At 54.8% G+C, this 20759-nt stretch carries 19 protein-coding genes; 13 read left to right on the top strand and 6 right to left on the bottom strand.

What is annotated here, in order from left to right; all coding sequences use genetic code 11:
- Positions 1-332: 332 nt before the first annotated feature.
- Complete coding sequence (gene rihB / locus K7H21_RS08605) at positions 333-1265, bottom strand: ribosylpyrimidine nucleosidase (RefSeq protein WP_049115684.1); 933 nt, start codon at positions 1263-1265, stop codon at positions 333-335.
- A gap of 135 nt (positions 1266-1400) precedes the next feature.
- Here rihB and K7H21_RS08600 point away from each other — a divergent pair, with 135 nt between their 5' ends.
- Positions 1401-2099, top strand: a complete 699-nt coding sequence (locus tag K7H21_RS08600) for a transcriptional regulator YeiL (RefSeq protein ID WP_004122908.1) — start codon at positions 1401-1403, stop codon at positions 2097-2099.
- A gap of 98 nt (positions 2100-2197) precedes the next feature.
- Here K7H21_RS08600 and K7H21_RS08595 read toward each other — a convergent pair whose 3' ends face one another.
- Complete coding sequence (locus tag K7H21_RS08595; protein ID WP_223035706.1) at positions 2198-2452, bottom strand: YkgJ family cysteine cluster protein; 255 nt, start codon at positions 2450-2452, stop codon at positions 2198-2200.
- A gap of 148 nt (positions 2453-2600) precedes the next feature.
- Here K7H21_RS08595 and yeiP point away from each other — a divergent pair, with 148 nt between their 5' ends.
- The 10 genes from yeiP to yejF all read left to right on the top strand — a co-directional run bounded on the left by yeiP (position 2601) and on the right by yejF (position 15146).
- The gene (gene yeiP / locus K7H21_RS08590) at positions 2601-3173 is read left to right on the top strand and encodes an elongation factor P-like protein YeiP (RefSeq protein WP_004122911.1); all 573 of its coding nucleotides are present in this window, start codon (positions 2601-2603) and stop codon (positions 3171-3173) included.
- A gap of 316 nt (positions 3174-3489) precedes the next feature.
- Complete coding sequence (locus K7H21_RS08585) at positions 3490-4956, top strand: mannitol dehydrogenase family protein (protein ID WP_223035705.1); 1467 nt, start codon at positions 3490-3492, stop codon at positions 4954-4956.
- 119 nt (positions 4957-5075) lie between these two features.
- Entirely contained in the window at positions 5076-6053 is a 978-nt protein-coding gene (locus K7H21_RS08580) for a CobW family GTP-binding protein (RefSeq protein WP_223035704.1), read from the top strand.
- A 35-nt stretch (positions 6054-6088) separates the two neighbouring features.
- Positions 6089-6802: a phosphatase PAP2 family protein gene (locus tag K7H21_RS08575; RefSeq protein ID WP_162626038.1), complete on the top strand. Its 714-nt coding sequence runs from the start codon at positions 6089-6091 to the stop codon at positions 6800-6802.
- A 426-nt stretch (positions 6803-7228) separates the two neighbouring features.
- A complete protein-coding gene (gene mepS / locus K7H21_RS08570; RefSeq protein WP_004122922.1) occupies positions 7229-7798 on the top strand; it encodes a bifunctional murein DD-endopeptidase/murein LD-carboxypeptidase in 570 nt (189 codons plus the stop codon).
- Positions 7799-7987: 189 nt separating this feature from the next.
- On the top strand, positions 7988-9550 hold the full coding sequence (locus K7H21_RS08565) for a cyclic di-GMP phosphodiesterase (RefSeq protein ID WP_004122925.1): 1563 nt from the start codon (positions 7988-7990) through the stop codon (positions 9548-9550).
- Between the two features lie 70 nt (positions 9551-9620).
- Positions 9621-11426, top strand: a complete 1806-nt coding sequence (locus tag K7H21_RS08560) for an extracellular solute-binding protein (protein ID WP_223035883.1) — start codon at positions 9621-9623, stop codon at positions 11424-11426.
- Between the two features lie 9 nt (positions 11427-11435).
- The gene (locus tag K7H21_RS08555; RefSeq protein WP_223035703.1) at positions 11436-12530 is read left to right on the top strand and encodes a microcin C ABC transporter permease YejB; all 1095 of its coding nucleotides are present in this window, start codon (positions 11436-11438) and stop codon (positions 12528-12530) included.
- Positions 12530-13555, top strand: coding sequence for an ABC transporter permease (locus tag K7H21_RS08550; protein WP_004132447.1), 1026 nt, complete (start codon positions 12530-12532; stop codon positions 13553-13555). Before K7H21_RS08555 ends, K7H21_RS08550 begins: the two co-directional genes overlap by 1 nt.
- A 1-nt stretch (position 13556) precedes the next feature.
- Positions 13557-15146, top strand: a complete 1590-nt coding sequence (yejF, locus tag K7H21_RS08545; protein WP_032741910.1) for a microcin C ABC transporter ATP-binding protein YejF — start codon at positions 13557-13559, stop codon at positions 15144-15146.
- A gap of 3 nt (positions 15147-15149) precedes the next feature.
- On the opposite strand, the gene K7H21_RS08540 is transcribed toward yejF, so the two are convergent.
- The 3 genes from K7H21_RS08540 to rsuA form a co-directional block, all read right to left on the bottom strand.
- On the bottom strand, positions 15150-15494 hold the full coding sequence (locus K7H21_RS08540) for a YejG family protein (RefSeq protein ID WP_004122937.1): 345 nt from the start codon (positions 15492-15494) through the stop codon (positions 15150-15152).
- Between the two features lie 330 nt (positions 15495-15824).
- Entirely contained in the window at positions 15825-17021 is a 1197-nt protein-coding gene (locus tag K7H21_RS08535; protein ID WP_004122939.1) for a Bcr/CflA family multidrug efflux MFS transporter, read from the bottom strand.
- Positions 17018-17737 (bottom strand): 16S rRNA pseudouridine(516) synthase RsuA, encoded by a 720-nt coding sequence (gene rsuA, locus K7H21_RS08530; protein WP_087829141.1) that lies wholly within the window; start codon positions 17735-17737, stop codon positions 17018-17020. Before rsuA ends, K7H21_RS08535 begins: the two co-directional genes overlap by 4 nt.
- Positions 17738-17883: 146 nt before the next feature.
- Between rsuA and K7H21_RS08525 the strand changes: the two genes are divergently transcribed.
- On the top strand, positions 17884-19641 hold the full coding sequence (locus K7H21_RS08525) for a DEAD/DEAH box helicase (protein ID WP_049112169.1): 1758 nt from the start codon (positions 17884-17886) through the stop codon (positions 19639-19641).
- Between the two features lie 137 nt (positions 19642-19778).
- Entirely contained in the window at positions 19779-20063 is a 285-nt protein-coding gene (gene rplY / locus K7H21_RS08520; RefSeq protein WP_004122948.1) for a 50S ribosomal protein L25, read from the top strand.
- Positions 20064-20121: 58 nt separating this feature from the next.
- Here the strand turns inward: rplY and K7H21_RS08515 are convergent, their stop codons facing one another.
- Positions 20122-20718, bottom strand: a complete 597-nt coding sequence (locus tag K7H21_RS08515; RefSeq protein WP_004122950.1) for an NUDIX domain-containing protein — start codon at positions 20716-20718, stop codon at positions 20122-20124.
- Between the last annotated feature and the right edge of the window lie 41 nt (positions 20719-20759).

The raw sequence follows: 20759 nt of genomic DNA, 5'->3' as shown, positions 1-20759 counted from the left end.
ATGATTATCTCTTGATGCCAGCAAACCCGGCATTACGCCAGGTTTTGGTATGTCTGATTTTATTACGGGCGACAGCTTACTGCCCGCCTGTTTCTATACCCAATGGATTTCAAGTTGCTTAGAGGCGGCAAGAGAGACAAATTCGTCTGGTACGAATTTGAACAGCCAAAGGCTGCCTTTGGTAAGGGACACGGATGTCCCTCATTAAAGCCCCAGGAGCTTACTCAAGTAAGTGTCTGGGGTGAACGAACGTAGCCAACAAAGAAGCCGCTTGAAAGACGACGGGTATATCAGGCGATGAGGGATATTCCGCACGCCTGGTACAAAACGAATTAGCGGTACATCCGCACGCACTCTTCGACTAAACCCCAAAACCAATCGGTATCAATAGTGATGCCGACTTTGGTATTCGGCGCTTTACCGAGTACGCCCAGTTCGTCGCAGACCGTACGGCCATAGCAGGGGCCGCTGTTAACATCTACCTCAACATACATGTCCTGTGTTTTGATGCCCTGAGGATTAATCAGATAGCCGATGCAGGTGGCATCATGCACCGGACCACCCGCTAAGCCGTAGTTTTCAAACTGCGTTTTGAGGGTGAAATTCATGATATCGCTAAACAACTGTCCCGCCGGACCGCCGGCTTTTTCCATGCGTGCAATAACATCAGCGGTGCAGACCGTCTGATTAGTCAAATCGAGACCCATCATGACCAGAGGGACACCCGAGCTGAATATCACGCGAGCGGCTTCAGGGTCGGCATAAATATTAAACTCTGCCGATGGCGTAAAGTTTCCGGTACCATAAGCACCGCCCATTAATACAATCTCGCGAATTTTCGGCAGGATTTTCGGCTGCATTCGCATGGCGACGGCTATATTGGTCAGTGGGCCAACGGGCACCAGCGTGATGTCACCCTCACTAGCCATGAGCGTGTCAATAATATATTTAACCGCATGCGTTTCTTCTGCCTGACGAGTTAACGGTGAAAATACCGGCCCATCCAGTCCGGTTTCACCATGAATATTATCAGCGACAATTTGCTGACGCATAATTGGCTGTGGCATCCCGGCATAAATCGGCACATTGACATCTAAATGTTGGCAAACATTTAATCCATTGACTAACGTTTTATCCAGCGTTTGGTTACCCGCAACAATTGTTATTCCTAATAAATCAATTGCCGGATGTCTGGCCGCCATCATTATCGCAATAGCATCATCGTGACCTGGATCGCAGTCGAGTATAATTTTTCTTTTTTCCATTTTTATTCCCTCTTTTCGCTTTTACGCCATTTTTATGTTATTACAGCAGGATTAAACAGGTATCGGATTAACGTTTGCAGCATACCAGGCGAAAACTGATACTGAATATGAGAAATCTCATACCGGGAAGCGACCGTGAAAGAAATCCAAAATGAAAATCTCAAGCAGCAATTGATAAGCGACTCGGGGTACCTGGAAAAATTTTCCGTCGATGTTGTGCGGGATACACGATTGTTCCACGCTGTGGCAGGGGATTATATTGTTAAAGAGGGGGCTCAACCCGCGCACCTTTTTTACCTCGCACGCGGCCGGGCTAAGCTTTACACCACATCAGCTAATGGTCGGGTCTCGCTGATCGACTTCTTTGGCGCACCCTGCTTTATCGGCGAGATAGAACTCATTGATAAACATCACGATCCGCGTGGCGTTCAGGCCATCGAAGCGTGCTGGTGCCTGGCGCTGCCCATCGCTTCATTCCGCCCTTTGTTGCTGAATGACGTCATTTTCCTGCGTAATCTCTGTATCGCGTTAAGCCAAAAAAACTACCGTAACATCGTGTCGCTCACCCAAAATCAATCTTTTCCACTGGTGAATCGTCTGGCAGCATTTATTTTATTAACTCAGCATTGTGATATTTATCACGAAAAACATACCCCGGCGGCGGAATATATGGGAGTGTCGTATCGTCATTTATTATATGTGATCGCACAATTCTGTCAGGAAGGCCTGCTGGTTAAACAGAAATCCGGCTACGCTCTTGGTAATAAGAAGAAACTGATCGCCCTCGCGCGGGAGATGGATCCTGAGCATAATTTTTCTGATTTATTGCATTAAGCTTTTACAAAATTTATAACCTAAATAATTCAAGTTTCAGGAGGCGTGAGCGAGTGAAGCCAACGCACATGCCACTTGAAGTATGACGGGTAAATGCACTACGCAGAGGTGCTCTGTTCAAGATGAAGAAGCCAGGTCATCGCGTCATCGCGATTCGTCGCGCACATCTCCACTTCAGGCTTCAGGCTGCCACACACTTTAGGCCTTAACGGCGAGCCAAAAATATTACACAGGTTGCTGTCTGATAGCTGTATGCATCGGGTGTTTGCCGGCTTGCCTTGCGGCATGCCCGGGATAGGGCTGGAGATAGAAGGAGCGATACAGCAAGCTCCGCATTCAGGGCGGCATTCCATAATCGACTCTTCCGATAACGCTTTTAGCAGCCCAGCCTAAACGTTTTACCTGAAGATAGCAAAACAGACGAATTCCACTTGCCTGAAAGGCCCGGCGCGAGTAGTTTTACGCGATATTTTCGACCCTTTAAGTGACAGGATTACTGCAATGCCAAGAGCGAATGAAATTAAAAAAGGTATGGTGCTGAATTACAACGGCAAACTGCTGATTGTTAAAAATATTGATATTCAGTCACCCAGCGCCCGCGGCGCAGCGACGCTGTACAAAATGCGTTTCTCCGATGTACGCACCGGCCTGAAAGTGGAAGAACGCTTCAAAGGCGACGACATCGTTGATACCGTCACCCTGACCCGCCGCTTCGTTGACTTCTCCTATATCGATGGCAACGAATACGTCTTTATGGATAAAGAAGATTACACCCCGTATATCTTTACCAAAGAGCAAATCGAAGAAGAGCTGCTGTTTATGCCGGAAGGCGGCATGCCGGATATGCAGGTTCTGACCTGGGACGGCCAGCTGCTGGCGCTGGAGCTGCCGCAGACCGTGGATCTGGAAATCGTTGAGACGGCGCCAGGTATTAAAGGCGCATCCGCTAGCGCCCGTAACAAACCGGCGACGCTGAGCACCGGCCTTGTTGTTCAGGTGCCTGAATACCTGAGCGCGGGCGAGCGCATTCGTATCCATATCGAAGAGAGCCGCTATATGGGCCGCGCGGACTAAACTCTGCGTTTGCAACATCATAAAGGGCAGCCAGCGGCTGTCCTTTTTTTCGCACCTTTTCCGCAGCGCCTGGCCCTCTCTCTGCTGGCAACGTTGCTCTCCCTTCACTCGCTGCAAAGTTGTTATACCAAAAGTAATTAAACTATCGCTCCTCTCCTCCATTAAGCGCGCCCACTTTTCAGAACAGCCGGGTATGCAGCTAACAATTGATGATCGAGCTCACATTAAGCGGATAAATAAGGCTCACCAATTTAATTTGTTGTCATATAACTTTACACTGGGAATGTTAATTATCCGTTAATCAGGTGTGTTAAGAATGACTACCATTGCTACGGCTACGCTGCCGGAAGGCGTACAGCTCCCTCAATATGACCGCAGCCAGCTGCGTTCGCGTATTGTGCATTTTGGTTTCGGCGCGTTTCATCGCGCGCACCAGGCGCTCCTCACCGATCGGGTGCTTAACGCCGGCGGCGGGGACTGGGGGATTTGTGAGATCAGTCTGTTCAGCGGCGATCGGCTGATGAGCCAGCTTCGCCAGCAGAACCACCTGTTTACCGTGCTGGAAAAAGGCGCCGAGGGCAATCAGCCAATCGTGGTCGGCGCCGTCCATGAATGCCTGAACGCAAAACTGGATTCGCTGGCCGCGATTATTGAGAAATTTTGCGAACCACAGGTCGCCATCGTCTCTCTGACCATCACCGAGAAAGGCTACTGCATCGATCCGGCCAGCGGCCTGCTGGACATGACGCAGCCGCGCATTATCCACGATCTGCAAAACCCGACGCTGCCGCAATCGGTTCCCAGCATTCTGGTCGAAGCGTTATCGCGCCGCCGTCAGCGTGAACTACCGCCGTTTACCGTCCTCTCCTGCGATAACATCCCCAACAACGGGCATGTGGTGAAAAACGCCGTGCTGGGAATGGCAGAAAAACGGAGCCCGGAGCTGGCGCAGTGGATCGCCGAGCGCGTCAGTTTTCCCGGCACCATGGTTGACCGTATTGTGCCAGCCGCCACCGATGAATCGCTGGCGGAAATTAGCGCCGCGTTGGGCGTAGAAGACCCCTGCGCTATCAGCTGCGAACCCTTCATTCAATGGGTCATCGAAGATAACTTCGTTGCCGGACGCCCGGCCTGGGAAACCGCGGGCGTCCAGATGACCGATGACGTCCTGCCGTGGGAACAGATGAAACTGCGGATGCTCAACGGCAGCCACTCGTTCCTCGCCTGGCTTGGCTATCTGACAGGTCATGCGCATATTAGCGACTGCATGCAGGATCCGATTTTCCGCAGCGCCGCATACCGCCTGATGCTTGACGAACAGGCGCCGACCTTATCTATTCAGGACGTGGATCTGACGGCGTATGCTGACAGCCTGATCGAACGCTTCAGCAACCCGGCGCTGAAGCATCGGACCTGGCAAATCGCCATGGACGGCAGCCAGAAGCTGCCGCAACGTATGCTTGACGGTATTCGCGTCCACCTTACGCAAGGCAGCCGCTGGCCGCTCCTGGCGCTCGGCGTCGCGGGCTGGATGCGCTACGTCAGCGGTATTGATGATGGCGGAAATGCCATTGATATTCGCGATCCGCTGGCCGATAAGATACAGAAACTGGTCTCCGCCAGCGATGAACACCAGCGCGTAGCGGCCCTGCTTACGCTTGAGGAGATCTTCGGTCACGACCTGCCGCAGGATCCGCAGTTTGTTGCTCACATCACCGCCGCATGGCATCAGCTTGCCGCCTTTGGTGCGCGTCAGGCGATTGCCGCCACGCTGAACGCTTAACAATAACTGCCTTTTAGCGGACAGAGTCCCCTTCTGTCCGCGCTAAGACTTCTCTTTTTCGCTTTTTTTCGTCAGGATAGGCGTAACTGTTACAACATTACATTTATCATGGAGAAAAAGTGACCAAAACCAACTTGATCACGGGGTTTCTCGGCAGCGGTAAAACCACGACGATTTTGCATCTGCTGGCCAATAAGCCCGCGGATGAAAAATGGGCCGTGCTGGTCAACGAGTTTGGTGAAGTGGGTATTGACGGCGCGCTGCTGGCGGAAAGCGGCGCGCTGCTCAAAGAGATCCCCGGCGGCTGCATGTGCTGTGTAAACGGCCTGCCGATGCAGGTCGGGCTTAATACCCTGCTACGCCAGGGCAAACCCGATCGCCTGCTGATAGAACCCACCGGGCTGGGCCATCCTAAACAGATCCTCGATATGCTGACCGCCGCGGTATACGAGCCGTGGATCGACCTGCGCGCCACCTTGTGCGTGCTGGACCCGCGCCAGTTGCTTGACGAAAAAGCGGTGACCAACGACAACTTTCGCGACCAGCTGGCGGCCGCTGACGTTATTATCAGCAATAAAGCCGACCGCTCGACGGAGGAAAGTCAACGCGCCTTTGCCGCATGGTGGCAGGCCTACGCGGGCGATCGCCGGTTCGTCAGCGCCACGCGGGGCAATATCGACCCGATGCTGCTTGATTTACCGCGCCGCAATATTGCGCCGCTCCCCGCCAGCGCCGAACACGCGCACAGCCACGGGCAGAAACAAGGCCTTGCGGCACTTAGCCTCCCCGCCCATCAGCGCTGGCGTCGCAGCCTGAATAGCGGTCAGGGCTATCACGCCTGCGGCTGGATTTTTGACGCTGAAACCGTTTTCGACACCGTTGCCCTGCTCGAATGGGCGCGCCTGGCGCCGGTCGGGCGCGTCAAAGGCGTGATGCGCATTGCGGAGGGGCTGGTACGGATCAATCGCCAACAGCTTGATCTGCATATTGAGACGCAGAACGTCTCCCCTCCCGACAGCCGCATCGAGCTGATTGCCGATACCGAGACCGACTGGAATGCACTGCAGGCCTCCTTGTTGAGGATTCGTTTAAGTTAAGACGGCTATGGTTGCCGTCGTTTACCCAATACACGATAGTTATGATTAAAAATCGAATTCCCCTTATTCTGCTGCTGAACGCGGCGGGTATAGCGCTTTTTTGTTCATGGTACCTTCCCGTTAACCATGGTTTCTGGAATCCGCTGGACTCGGCGATCTTCTATTTCTTTAATCACCTGGTTGGCGTGAGCACCGCCTATACCTGGCTGCTGGCGATTATCAATAACCGTGCCTTTGACGCCTGCTCGCTACTGGCGATGGGCAGCCTGATGCTGAGCTTCTGGTTTAAAGAGCAGAGCGCCGGACGCCGGCGGGTGATTATCATCGGCCTGGTGATGCTGCTGGCTGCCGTCATTATCAATCAGCTGGCCCAGCACCTGATGCCGGTTAAGCGCGCCAGCCCTTCGCTCTCTTTTACCGACATCACCAAAGTGAGCGATGTGATCTCATTCCCCACCAAAGATGCTTCAAAAGACAGTTTCCCGGGCGATCACGGGATGATGCTGCTGATATTTGCGTCATTTATGTGGCGTTATTTTGGCCGCCGGGCGTTTGCTATCGCGCTGGTAATATTCGTGGTGTTCGCTTTCCCACGCGTGATGATTGGCGCCCACTGGTTTACCGATATTGCCGTCGGCTCATTAACGGCAGTGCTCATAGGCGCCCCCTGGGTATTGATGACCTCATTGAGCGATAGTGTTATTGCCTTATTTGAGCGCCACCTTCCGGGTAGAAAAGCAAAAATTTAAATCTATCTTTACAATTAATTAATATCATTCATAAGGGATCGTTCTGGGTCCCTTTTTTTGCCCTCGCCTGTTTTCTCATCCTGCATCATCTTTCTGTCATATTAATCATCTTAAAAATGAGTAAATTGCGTATTTTTTACCCATCACTGCCGCTATTTTGTCCTTTGCCGATGATTCACTTTTTGTCGCAAAAATACTTATAAGAAAATGCGTAAAACCGCTCGCCATCCCCCGGTTGATCGGGTAACCTCAATCTCGTTTTGCCTCGTCAGCGACATCAATTCAAAGAATGAATAAATTTGTGCGTGACTCCACAGTTTTATGCTTACGGAATTGTCTCATTGCGACCAGGTAATTAGGCTCTAACACGTTTGGCATTTTTTATAACGACATTGTCGTTAAGGACAACAAGGGATAACACACAGCATGGTCAAATCTCAGCCGATTTTGAGATATATCTTGCGGGTCGCCCCCGCGATTGCAGTTGCGGTTCTGCTTTCCGCGTGTAGTTCAAATAGTACCGCCAGGAATATGCATTCTGAGACGCTTGCTGTGGGTAGTGGCGATTTATCATCACTGCAAGCCTCTCAGGATGAATTTGAAACGATGGTCCGCAACCTGGACGTCAAGTCCCGCTTGATGGATCAGTATGCCAGCTGGAAGGGCGTGCGTTACCGCCTCGGCGGCAGCACCCGTAAAGGCATCGATTGTTCCGCCTTTGTGCAACGGACTTTTCGTGAACAGTTTGGCCTGGAACTGCCCCGCTCCACTTCAGAGCAGCAGGATTCTGGAAAATCGATCAGCCGCGCCCAGCTGCGTACCGGTGATTTAGTCCTGTTCCGCGCCGGCTCCACGGGCCGCCACGTTGGCATCTATATCGGCAACAATCAGTTTGTTCATGCATCCACCAGCAGCGGTGTGACCATTTCAAGCATGGATGAACCGTACTGGAAAAAGCGCTATAACGAAGCGCGACGCGTTCTGAGTCGTTCGTAATCGTCTTCTACCGTTGGTTAATCCCTTGGCCAACGGTAGAAACAAAAAAACACTGCCGAGGCGGTGTTTTTTTTTGCTCGCCAGCCAATAAACTTCGTAAAATACGCTATGTCTTTAAGCAGGGATAGAAAAAACGTTTTCTCTCAGCCCTTTGGCGCACATCAACAATACGGACTGACAATATAGCCTATGCCTACCCGTCACCTCGCTCCCCGGCGAAAAATCTGGCTGACAAGTATATGTATTGGAATAGCCGTCGCCCTGCTGGCCGGTAGCATCCAGTTTATGGTGATTTATCACAACCGGGCGGAGCGTTTCGACGCCATTATTAACAACGTCCATACCTATCTGCAGGACTATTTTCACGATTTAAATCAGACTATCCACGACCTGCAGCCGCTGGTCGATGAGCCATGTGAGAACGTCGCCTCAGGCTTAACCGCCCATGCGGCCTTCAGCCCAAACGTCCGCGCTGTCCTGCTGGTCAAAAATGGCCTCGCGTTTTGTTCCTCCGCTACAGGCGTCATGAGTACGCCCTTAACCCAGCTCATACCGCAGCTTGATGTAACGCAAGCGGTCGATATGGCGATTCTGCCCGGGACGCCAATGATGCCCAAAAGCGCAGCGCTGGCGTTGTGGGTCCGTAGCCCCCACGGTGGGAAAGACGGTATTTTTGTCTCGATTAATGCCAACCTGACGCCCTATATCCTCTATTCAGCGCGACAGAATGATTTCAGCGGCCTGGCGCTGGCTATTAAGGACGTCGCCATTTCCACCTTCAGTAACCAACTCATCGACCCGCAGACCCTGATCTCGCCACCCATTCGCCAGACGCAAATTGACGGCCTGCCGCTGAAAGTCTATCTCTACGCCAACAGCTGGCTGGCGGAGAATACGCAGTTTGCTCTGCTGTTGGGCGTCGTTTGCGGACTGTTGGCCGGGCTTTTAAGCTACTACGTCCTCACCATTAAGTCGGACCCGCGCAAAGAGCTTCTACTGGCCATCAAAAACGATCAGTTCTACGTGGTCTATCAACCGGTGGTGAGGTCAGAGACGCTACAAATTAGCGGCATTGAGGTGTTGATGCGCTGGCGGCATCCGGTGGCCGGCGAGATCCCTCCCGATGTCTTTATCAACCTTGCGGAAACCCAGCAGATCATCATTCCGCTTACCCGCCATCTCTTAACCTTGATTGCGCAGGATGCGCCTGTTCTGCAAACGCTCCTGCCCGCCGGGAGCAAGCTGGGGATCAATATTTCCCCCATGCATCTACACGCCGGGAGCTTTCAGCAGGATCTGCAGCGATTCACCGCCGCCATGCCGGCCGACCATTTTAGCGTGGTGCTGGAAATCACCGAGCGCGCGATGATCGATAAAAATCGTTCCTTAGAAAACTTCGACTGGCTGCACGAGCAGGGTTTTGAAATCGCGATTGATGATTTCGGTACCGGCCATAGCGCGCTAATTTATCTGGAACGCTATAACTTTGATTACCTGAAAATAGACCGCGGCTTCGTACAGGCTATCGGCACGGAGACCGTGACCTCGCCGGTGCTGGACGCCGTTATCACCCTAAGCCGCCGGCTGAAGCTCACCACCGTCGCCGAAGGCGTGGAAACGCAGGAGCAGGCGGAATGGCTGCGCGATCATGGGGTAAATTATTTGCAGGGATACTGGTTAAGCCGACCGCTGACGCTGGAAGCGCTGATCGCCGCCCATGATGAACCGGCGAAATATTTCACAACCCGCTAAGTGTCCTTTATTATTTGCTATCAGAGGTCAGGCCGTTTCAGGCCCGGCATGGGAGGACGATATCCTGGTTATTTTTGCGCGCATCAGCCTGATACTGCTGACCTTATTTAGCCTGCACAGCCAGGCGCAAACCATTAAAGAGAGCGACAGGTTCGCGATTATCGGCGAGCCGAAATACGCCGCAGGCTTCACCCATTACGATTATGCCAATCCCGCCGCGCCTAAAGGCGGCGCAATTACCCTCGCCGCCATCGGCACCTTTGATAATTTCAACCGCTACGCCATGCGCGGCAACCCGGGTATTCGTACCGAAAGTTTATACGATACGCTCTTCACCACCTCTGACGATGAGCCCGGCAGCTACTATCCGCTGATCGCCGAGCATGCGCGCTATGCCGATGATTTTTCATGGATGGAGATTACGCTCAATCCGCGCGCCCGCTATCACGACGGCAGCCCCATCACCGCCAGCGATGTTGCGTTTACCTTCCAGAAGTTTATGACCGAAGGGGTACCGCAGTTTCGCCTCTATTATAAAGGCACCACGGTAAAAGCCATCGCTCCACTCACCGTCCGCATTGATTTAGCCAAACCAGGCAAAGAGAACATGCTTAGCCTGATGACGCTGCCCGTTATGCCGGAAAAATACTGGCAGCACCATAAGCTTAGCGATCCACTCTCTGCGCCACCGCTGGCCAGTGGTCCGTATCGCATCACTGCCTGGCGCATGGGCCAGTACATTACCTACTCGCGGGTAAAGGACTACTGGGCCGCCGACTTACCGGTCAACCGCGGACGCTGGAATTTCGATACGCTGCGCTACGACTATTACCTGGACGACAACGTTGCTTTCGAAGCCTTTAAGGCCGGCGCCGTTGACCGTCGCGAAGAGAACGTTGCCAAAAACTGGGCTACTCGTTACGTCGGGCGCAATTTTACCCACGGCTATATCGTAAAAGACGAATACACCAGCACCTCGGCGCAGAACACGCAGTGGCTGGCGTTTAATATTCAGCGCCCGGTATTTGCCGACCGCCGGGTACGCGAAGCCATTACCCTTGCTTTTGATTTTGAATGGATGAATAAGGCGCTGTTTTATCGCTCCTACAGCCGCGCCAACAGCTTCTTTCAGAATACCGAATATGCGGCGCGCGATTATCCAGATGCCGACGAGCTCGCCCTGCTGACGCCGCTGAAAAAAGAGATCCCGGCTGAAGTCTTCACGCAGATTTACCGGCCGCCGGTTTCCAGCGGCGACGGTTTTGCGCGAGAGAATTTACTCAAAGCCGATGCCATCCTCAACCAGGCGGGATGGATAGTGAAAAACCAGCAGCGGGTAAACGCGCAGAGCGGCAAACCGTTACGCTTTGAGCTGCTGCTCCCCTCCGGCAGTAGCGATCGCTGGGTCCTGCCCTTCCAGCACAACCTCCAGCGGCTCGGCATCGTCATGGATATTCGCCAGGTCGACAACTCCCAATACAGTAACCGCAAGCGCAGCCGGGATTACGACATGATGCCTAACGTCTGGCGCGCCACCCCCTGGCCCGGCACCGACCTGCAAGTCTCCTGGGACTCCGAATATATAAACTCCAGCTACAACGCCTCAGGAGTACAAAACCCGGCGGTCGACCGGCTCATCGCGCAGATTATTCGCTGGCAGGGTAATAAAGAAAAGCTGCTGCCGCTGGGCCGGGCTCTCGACCGCGTGCTGACCTGGAACTATTACATGCTGCCGATGTGGTATATGGCGCAGGACCGAACCGCTTACTGGGACAAATTCTCCTTCCCGCAGACCCGCGCGGTCTACTCCTCCGGTTTCGAAAACTGGTGGTACGACGCAAGCAAAGCGGCCAGACTCCCCGCGGACAGACGCTAAGGAATTAAGATGGGTGCATATCTGCTCCGCCGACTACTGCTCATCATCCCCACCCTGTGGGCGATTATCACCATTAACTTTTTTATTGTGCAGATCGCACCCGGCGGTCCGGTCGATCAGGCGATTGCGGCGATTGAGTTCGGCGACCGCGGCGGCTTACCTGGCGCCGGAGACGGCGGCATGGCCGCCAGTCATGCGCGTACCGGGGTCAGCAACATCAGCGATGGGCACTATCGCGGCGGGCGCGGGCTGGACCCGGAGGTGATTGCAGAGATAACCCACCGCTACGGCTTTGATAAGCCTCTGCACGAGCGCTATTTTAAAATGCTCGGAGATTACCTGCGCTTTGATTTTGGCGATAGCCTGTTTCGTAGCTCATCGGTACTACAGCTGATTAAAGACAGCCTGCCGGTCTCTATCACCCTGGGTTTATGGAGTACGCTCATTATCTATCTGGTGTCGATTCCGCTGGGGATCCGTAAAGCGGTCAGCAACGGCAGCCATTTTGACGTCTGGAGCAGTACGCTGATTATTATCGGCTATGCAATCCCGGCATTCCTGTTCGCCATTTTGCTGATCGTTATCTTTGCTGGCGGCAGCTATTTCGATCTCTTTCCGCTGCGCGGGCTGGTGTCAGCCAACTTCGACAGCCTGCACTGGTACCAAAAAATCCTCGACTATCTCTGGCATATCACCCTACCAGTGCTGGCAACGGTGATCGGCGGTTTTGCCGCCCTCACTATGCTGACCAAAAACAGCTTTCTTGATGAAATCCGCAAGCAGTACGTGGTTACCGCCCGCGCCAAGGGGGTCAGCGAAAAGCAGATCCTCTGGGGACACGTATTTCGCAACGCCATGCTGCTGGTAATCGCCGGTTTCCCGGCCACCTTTATCAGTATGTTTTTTACCGGCTCGCTGCTGATTGAAGTGATGTTCTCGCTAAACGGACTGGGGCTACTGGGCTATGAGGCCACCGTATCTCGCGATTACCCGGTCATGTTCGGCACGCTGTATATTTTTACCCTGATTGGCCTGCTGCTGAATATCATCAGCGATATCAGCTATACGCTGGTCGATCCGCGTATCGATTTTGAGGGCCGCTAATGTCATTTTTTAGTCCCGTCAACCAGGCCCGCTGGGCGCGTTTTCGCCACAACCGCCGCGGCTACTGGTCGCTATGGATCTTTTTAGCGCTTTTCGCCTGTAGCCTGTGCGCTGAGCTGATTGCTAACGATAAGCCGCTGCTCGTCCAGTACCGGGGCAGCCTCTACGTCCCGCTCCTGAAAAACTACAGCGAGACCACTTTCGGCGGCAGCTTTGCCACCGCCGCCGACTATCAGGACCCGTGGCTGCAAAAGCGGCTGGACGATAACGGCTGGGCCCTGTGGGCGCCGGTTCGGTTCGGCGCGACGACCATAAATTTCGCCACCGACGCGCCCTTCCCTTCGCCGCCGTCAGCCCAGAACTGGCTGGGCACCGATGCCAACGGCGGAGACGTGCTGGCGCGAATTCTCTACGGTACGCGCATTTCCATTCTCTTTGGTCTACTGCTGACTTTCTTCTCCAGCGTGCTGGGGGTGATGGCCGGCGCCGTTCAGGGGTATTACGGCGGAAAAATTGACCTCTGGGGACAGCGGTTTATCGAAGTATGGTCGGGAATGCCGACGCTGTTTCTGATTATCCTGCTCTCAAGCGTTGTGCAGGCCAACTTCTGGTGGCTGCTGGCCATTACCGTGCTGTTCGGCTGGATGACGCTGGTCGGCGTCGTCCGTGCCGAGTTCCTGCGCACCCGTAACTATGATTATATCCGCGCCGCGCAGGCGCTTGGCGTCAGCGATCGCGCGATTATTCTACGCCATATGCTGCCTAACGCCATGGTCGCCACCCTGACCTTTCTGCCGTTCATTCTGTGTAGTTCAATAACCACCCTGACCTCGCTCGATTTTCTCGGCTTTGGCCTGCCGCTGGGCTCCCCTTCGCTGGGTGAGCTGCTGTTGCAGGGTAAAAACAACCTTCAGGCGCCCTGGTTGGGCATCGCCGCCTTTCTATCGGTGGCGGTGCTGCTGACGTTATTGATTTTTATTGGTGAGGCGGTTCGCGATGCCTTTGATCCAAGCAAGGCGGTGTAGCATGACGCAACCTCTGTTAGATATCGATAATCTCTCCATCGCCTTTCGTCAGCAGGGAGAAACCACTTCGGTCGTCAGCGAACTGTCGCTGCAGATTGCCGTCGGCGAGACCCTTGCGCTGGTCGGCGAGTCCGGCTCCGGTAAGAGCGTGACCGCGCTATCGGTGCTGCGGCTGCTCCCGTCGCCACCGGTCAGCTATCCCACCGGCGATATCCGCTTTCACGGTCAGTCGCTACTGCATGCCGATGAACGCACCCTGCGCGGCGTGCGCGGTAACCGCATCGCGATGATCTTCCAGGAACCGATGGTTTCGCTTAATCCGCTGCATACCCTGGAAAAACAGCTGTACGAAGTGCTCTCCTTGCATCGCGGGATGCGTAAAGAAGCGGCCCGCGGAGAAATCCTCGACTGCCTGGAGCGCGTCGGGATCCGCAATGCGCCCCGGCGGCTGGCTGACTATCCGCATCAGCTCTCCGGCGGCGAGCGCCAGCGGGTGATGATCGCCATGGCGCTATTGACCCGCCCGGAGCTGCTTATCGCCGACGAACCCACAACCGCGCTGGACGTCTCGGTGCAGGCGCAAATCCTCACGCTGCTGCGCGAGCTGAAGCAAGAGTTAAATATGGGGCTGCTGTTTATCACCCATAATCTGAGCATCGTTCGTCAGCTCGCCGATCGCGTCGCGGTGATGCAGAATGGCCGCTGCGTTGAACAAAACGGCTGCCAGGCGCTGTTCTCCGCCCCCGAACACCCTTATACCCGCCGCCTGCTGGACAGCGAGCCGTCGGGCGATCCCGTCCCGCTCGCGCCCGATGCGCCGGTATTACTGCGGGCGGAAAACTTGAGTATCGCCTTTCCGATACGTAAAGGTCTGCTGCGACGGGTTGTCGATCATAACCGCGTCGTTAATGCCGTCAGCTTTCATTTGCGCGCGGGAGAAACGCTGGGGCTGGTCGGCGAGTCAGGATCGGGTAAAAGCACCACCGGGCTGGCGCTTCTGCGTCTGATTCATTCCGCTGGCGCGATCGCCTTTGACGGTGAGGCGCTTCAGGGACGCAACCGTCGGCAGATGCTGCCGCTACGTCGCCGCATGCAGGTGGTGTTTCAGGACCCTAACTCATCGCTAAACCCGCGGCTCAACGTGCTGCAAATTATTGAAGAGGGACTGCGCGTTCATCAGCCGACGCTTACGCCCGCCGAACGGGAACAGGCGGTGATTCAGGTGATGCAGGAGGTAGGGCTCGATCCGCAATCCCGGCATCGCTACCCTGCCGCCTTCTCCGGCGGCCAGCGTCAGCGCATCGCTATCGCCAGGGCGCTGGTCGTCAAACCACAGCTTATTGTGTTGGATGAGCCAACCTCATCGCTGGATAAAACCGTGCAGGCGCAAATCCTCACTCTGCTGAAGGCGTTGCAGCAAAAGCATCAGCTGGCCTATATTTTTATCAGCCATGATTTACGCGTCGTGCGGGCGCTGTGTCATCAGGTAATGGTGCTGCGGCAGGGAGAAGTCGTCGAGCAGGGTGAGTGCGAGCGCGTATTTACCGCTCCGCAGCAGGAGTATACCCGTCAGCTGCTGGCGTTGAGCTGACAGTCAGAAGGGGTTGTTGCCGGAGAAGGGTTCTGCAATCGCCACGCCGAAATTTTTCAGGCGACAGGTTGCGGCAAATTCGTCCTGACGGTTAACAAACAGGCACGGTTCCCCTTCGCATTCAACGACAGAGCTATCGACCTCGATGTCGCTAAGCGCCTGGCTGAGCTTATGCATGACCGGCCACGCGCTTTCGCCATCGGGGCTGAGTAATTTCAACGCCACAAGGCTATTTTCGCTCTGGGCGCCGTTTTGCGGAATCGGTTCAACTCTTGAACCTGCAAAACCGGCCAGCCAGCGATAGCTCTGCGGCAGACGGTGTACGATAGAGAGTTGCAGTGTATTCACGTGTTTACCCCGGAAGCAAAATACTTCACAATAATTTTACATCAATACTAACACATTATTGACAACTAGTCCTGATCCTGCACAGAAAACGCTTACACCAGTGGCATAGCCGTGTTATTGGTTTGTAATGTAAAAGTTTATAATTGTGCAGGTGGAACATCTTCGGGCTATATGTACCCGTTTCTGTGATCTAAAACAACTTTTTTATCGCAATCATGCGACTTTTAGAGCGATTTGATTTTACATAAAATAAACAAATTACTGAACTGAGAAGCCGGATTCGGTTGACATGCATCAAAAAAAGGGGCGATATCGCCCCCTGAAAGTCGCTTAGCGCGCGGCTTTGCGCCGTCGGCTGGCGTAGAGATAAAAGAGGATGGAGCTGCTGGCGCAGAAGGCGATCGAAATCAGCATTGGCCAGGCGGTGGTAAACGTTGCCATCGATAGCAGCGCGCCGACAATGGCGCCAATGCCGAAACGGAAAGTGCCTGCCAGCGAGGAAGCCGTCCCGGCCATATGCGGAAACTCATCGAGAATCACCGCCATCGCGTTGGAAGAGACCATCGAAACGCAGCCGATGAAAGCCGCTACGCCAAACACCAGCGCCCAAAAACCCACGTCAAACAGCGCGCATACCACCATCCATACCGCCATGGCAAACTGGATCCACAGCCCGGCGCGGAACATATTTAGCGCCCCAACCCGCCGCACAAACCGGCTGTTGATCATAGTCATGACAAACAGGAACACGACGTTCAGCGCAAAATAGTAGCCAAAGTGCTGCGGCGAAACGTGGTTAATATTGATATACACAAACGGGCCGGCGCTCAGAAACGAGAACATCCCGGCGAAGCTAAAGCCGCTTGCCAGCATATAACTAAGCACCCGCTTATGGCGAAACAGGGTCGCGAAGTTACCTAACGTAGTACGAATGTGAAACTTCTGCCGGCGTTCCGGCGGCAGGGTCTCGCTAATAAAGAACGCGATCATCGCCGAGGCTAAGAGTGCAGCCAGCGCGAGGATCCAGAATATCGCATGCCAGCTAAACCACACCAGCACAGCGCCGCCGACCATCGGCGCCACCAGCGGCGCGACGGTCGTCACCAGCATGACGAACGACATCATCCGCGAAAACTCTTCTTTGGGATAGATATCACGCATCAGGGCGTTAATCACCACGCTCGCCGCTGCGGCCGCCAGACCGTGGAAAAAGCGCATGGTAATCAACATATCGATAGTCTGCGACAGCGCGCAGGCCACCGCCGCCGCGGCAAAAACCAGCGTACCACCAAGAATAACCGGCTTACGCCCTAAGCTGTCCGCCATCGGGCCATACAACAGCTGGCCGAGGGCAAAGCCCAGAATATAGGTGCTCAGCGTCATCTGCGCGCTGCCGTCCGGCACGTTAAACTGCGCCGCGATCACCGGCAGCGCCGGAAGATACATATCAATCGACAGCGGCATTAACATCGCCAGCAGGCCTAGAATAAACACAATCCCTAACGAAGAATTCTGCTTTGCCGTCACGTTTTACTCCGCGCATGTTGGCCGCCGACGCTGGCAATTTCAGCTTCTGTCAGCGGACGATATTCACCGGGCGCCAGCGCCGCATCAAGCGCAATGTCGCCAATACGTTCGCGATGCAGGCCCACCACATGGTTACCCACCGCAGCAAACATTCGCTTAACCTGATGATAGCGCCCTTCGCTAATGGTCAGGCGGACCTCGGTCGGGGTCACGACTTCCAGCACCGCCGGTTTGGTCAGCTCTTTCTCATTATGCAGCTGAACGCCTTTGGCAAACTGCTCGGCGGTCGTCTCGTCAACCGGGTTTTCCAGCGTCACCAGATAGGTTTTTTCACAATGATGGCGAGGAGAAGTAATGCGGTGGGACCACTGGCCGTCGTCGGTCATCAGCACCAGCCCGGTCGTGTCGATATCCAGGCGACCCGCGGCATGCAGCTTGTGCGCCACCGGCACGTCGAGGAAATAAAGGACCGTTGGATGATCCGGATCGTCGGTGGAACACACGTAACCCTGCGGCTTGTTGAGCATAAAGTAGCGCGGGCCGGTCTGCTGAACCAGCGTATTGCCGTCATACTCGACGTCATGCTCCGGCAGAAGCTTGAAGGAGGAGTCTTTTACAATGTCGCCGTCCACGGTAACGCGGCTGCCGCGGATTTCACGCCCGGCAATAGCCCGGCTAACGCCAAGTTGCTGAGCGATAAACTTATCAAGTCGCATGAGATTTTTTAGCCTGTAAGAGTGCTGGAGCGGGCAACGCGCCCGAAAAAGAAGAATTTCATAGGTAGTATAACGAGCTATTAACACCACTCAAGGGAAAAGATTCGTGGCATACTATTCGCGAGTTAATTAACCGCTATAAATTCATGACCTTTACACTACGTCCCTACCAAAAAGAAGCGGTCGACGCCACGCTCGCCTGGTTTCGCCGCCACCATGAACCCGCCGCGATTGTCCTGCCGACCGGCGCAGGTAAAAGCCTGGTCATCGCCGAACTGGCACGCCTGGCGCGCGGTCGGGTACTGGTGCTGGCGCACGTTAAAGAGCTGGTGGCACAGAACCACGCCAAGTATTGCGCGCTCGGTCTGGAGGCGGATATTTTCGCCGCGGGCCTTAAGCGCAAAGAGAGCCACGGTAAAGTGGTCTTTGGCAGCGTGCAGTCGGTCGCCCGCAACCTTGACCAGTTTCAGGGCGAGTTTTCGCTGCTGATCGTCGACGAGTGCCACCGCATCAGCGACGATGATGACAGCCAGTACCAGCAGATCATCAGTCACCTTCAGCAGGTCAATCCGCATCTGCGTCTGCTGGGGCTGACCGCCACGCCTTTTCGCCTCGGCAAGGGATGGATTTACCAATTCCACTACCACGGCATGGTGCGCGGCGATGAAAAAGCGCTGTTTCGCGACTGCATCTACGAGCTGCCGCTGCGCTATATGATTAAGAACGGCTATTTGACGCCGCCGGAGCGGCTGGATATGCCGGTGGTTCAGTATGACTTCAGCCGTCTCCAGGCGCAAAGCAATGGCTTGTTCAGCGAGTCCGACCTGAACCATGAGCTGAAAAAACAGCAGCGCGTCACGCCGCATATCGTTAGCCAAATCGTCGAGTTCGCCCACACGCGCAAAGGAGTGATGATTTTCGCCGCCACCGTTGAACACGCCCGCGAAGTGACCGGGTTACTTCCGCAGGGCGAAGCGGCTTTAATCACCGGTGAAACGCCGGGTCCAGAGCGCGATCGCATCATTGAAGCGTTTAAAGCCCAGCAGTATCGCTATCTGGTCAACGTCGCGGTGCTGACCACCGGATTTGATGCGCCGCATGTCGATCTGATCGCCATCCTGCGCCCGACCGAGTCGGTGAGTCTTTACCAACAGATCGTCGGCCGCGGCCTGCGCCTGGCGCCGGGTAAAACCGACTGCCTGATCCTTGATTACGCCGGGAATCCGCACGATCTCTATGCCCCGGAAGTGGGGACGCCGAAAGGAAAAAGCGACAACGTGCCGGTCCAGGTGTTTTGCCCGGCATGCGGTTTCGCCAATACTTTCTGGGGGAAAACCACCGCCGACGGCACGCTGATTGAACACTTTGGCCGCCGCTGCCAGGGCTGGTTTGAAGATGACGAAGGCCATCGCGAGCAGTGTGATTTTCGCTTTCGCTTCAAAAACTGCCCGCAGTGTAACGCGGAAAACGATATCGCCGCCCGCCGCTGCCGCGAGTGCGATACCATTCTGGTCGACCCCGATGACATGCTGAAAGCCGCGCTGAAGCTAAAAGACGCGCTGGTGCTGCGCTGTAGCGGAATGGATCTGCAGCACGGCGCGGATGATAAAGGCAACTGGCTGAAAATCACCTATTACGACGAAGATGGCGCGGAGGTCAGCGAGCGCTTCCGCCTGCATACCCCCGCCCAGCGCACCGCCTTTGAGCAGCTCTTTATCCGCCCACACACCCGAACGCCGGGCGTGCCGCTGCGCTGGATAACGCCCGCCGATATCCTCGCCCAGCAGGCGCTGCTGCGCCATCCGGACTTTGTCGTGGCGCGCATGAAGGGGCAATACTGGCAGGTGCGGGAGAAAGTATTTGATTATCAGGGCCGATTCCGCCGGGCCAATGAACTGCGTTAATCCTCCGCACGCCTGAGGTTTTGGTTGCCGCAAAAACGTATGGCGGCTATAATGCCGCCCGCTTTTGCATTCGCAAAGCAGATAATCTGCCTGCTGCTGGGTCGCCTGTAGCAGGATTTATATATAGAGAGACATCAATGTTTACTATCAATGCAGAATTACGTAAAGAGCAGGGTAAGGGTGCGAGCCGCCGCCTGCGTGCAGCTAACAAATTCCCGGCCATCATCTATGGCGGCGAAGCTGCGCCAGTAGCAATCGAACTGGATCACGACAAAGTGTGGAACATGCAGAACAACGCTGAGTTCTACAACGAAGTTCTGACCCTCGTTGTTGATGGCAAAGAAGAGAAAGTTAAAGCTCAGGCTGTTCAGCGTCACCCGTTCAAGCCGAAGCTGACTCACATCGACTTCGTTCGCGCTTAATCGCCGACTGAAAGTTGTATGCCAAACGCCCCGCTCCGCAAGGTTCGGGGCGTTTTGTTTATCGGGCTAACAACGTTGCCGCATTCAGTGCCAGATGCTGCAGCAGCATAATCGTTTTCGCATCGACGATTTCCCCTTCACCAATAGCCTGTAGCGCTTTTTCCAGCGGCCACTCCAGCACCTCGATATCTTCCCCTTCCGTCGCCAGACCGCCACCGTCGCCGCGCCGATCGTCGGCAGAGTATTCGGCGATGAAAAAGTAAAGCTTCTCCGTCACCGAACCGGGGCTCATGTAAGCGGTGAATACCGGCTCAATCCGCGTGACGCGAAAACCGGTCTCCTCTTCGGCTTCGGCAACGATGCGCGCCTCCGGAGAAGCGTTATCCAGCAGTCCGGCTGCGGCTTCGATCAAAAAGCCATCATGACCGTTAATCCACACCGGAAAGCGAAACTGGCGAACCAGCACTACCGTTTGCTTTTCACGATTGTAGAGCAGGATCACCGCGCCGTTGCCGCGGTCGTAAGCTTCCCGACTCAGCTCCTGCCAGCGCCCGTCCCGGCGTAATAATTCGAAGGTATATTTCTTGAGTGTGTACCAGTTGTCCGATAATAGCGTTTCGCGAATATGGCGAACGCGCGGTGCATCATCGTGCATGTTTTTCCCCTTTTAGGTGACAGAGAGCAACATAACATGCA

Source organism: Klebsiella sp. CTHL.F3a, assembly GCF_019890895.1.
In the GTDB taxonomy this organism is placed as follows: domain Bacteria; phylum Pseudomonadota; class Gammaproteobacteria; order Enterobacterales; family Enterobacteriaceae; genus Klebsiella; species Klebsiella grimontii.
The sequence above is the reverse complement of the archived record's forward strand: the minus strand, read 5'-3'. Positions and strand labels throughout refer to the sequence as shown.

Bases quoted from the DNA above. Each gene is read 5' to 3' on its own strand.
- K7H21_RS08595 (WP_223035706.1), bottom strand. From the start codon at position 2,452: ATGGAATGCCGCCCTGAATGCGGAGCTTGCTGTATCGCTCCTTCTATC.
- K7H21_RS08555 (WP_223035703.1), top strand. From the start codon at position 11,436: ATGGGTGCATATCTGCTCCGCCGACTACTGCTCATCATCCCCACCCTG.
- rplY (WP_004122948.1), top strand. From the start codon at position 19,779: ATGTTTACTATCAATGCAGAATTACGTAAAGAGCAGGGTAAGGGTGCG.
- K7H21_RS08585 (WP_223035705.1), top strand. From the start codon at position 3,490: ATGACTACCATTGCTACGGCTACGCTGCCGGAAGGCGTACAGCTCCCT.
- mepS (WP_004122922.1), top strand. From the start codon at position 7,229: ATGGTCAAATCTCAGCCGATTTTGAGATATATCTTGCGGGTCGCCCCC.
- K7H21_RS08550 (WP_004132447.1), top strand. From the start codon at position 12,530: ATGTCATTTTTTAGTCCCGTCAACCAGGCCCGCTGGGCGCGTTTTCGC.
- yeiP (WP_004122911.1), top strand. From the start codon at position 2,601: ATGCCAAGAGCGAATGAAATTAAAAAAGGTATGGTGCTGAATTACAAC.
- rsuA (WP_087829141.1), bottom strand. From the start codon at position 17,737: ATGCGACTTGATAAGTTTATCGCTCAGCAACTTGGCGTTAGCCGGGCT.
- yejF (WP_032741910.1), top strand. From the start codon at position 13,557: ATGACGCAACCTCTGTTAGATATCGATAATCTCTCCATCGCCTTTCGT.
- rihB (WP_049115684.1), bottom strand. From the start codon at position 1,265: ATGGAAAAAAGAAAAATTATACTCGACTGCGATCCAGGTCACGATGAT.
- K7H21_RS08515 (WP_004122950.1), bottom strand. From the start codon at position 20,718: ATGCACGATGATGCACCGCGCGTTCGCCATATTCGCGAAACGCTATTA.
- K7H21_RS08565 (WP_004122925.1), top strand. From the start codon at position 7,988: ATGCCTACCCGTCACCTCGCTCCCCGGCGAAAAATCTGGCTGACAAGT.
- K7H21_RS08525 (WP_049112169.1), top strand. From the start codon at position 17,884: ATGACCTTTACACTACGTCCCTACCAAAAAGAAGCGGTCGACGCCACG.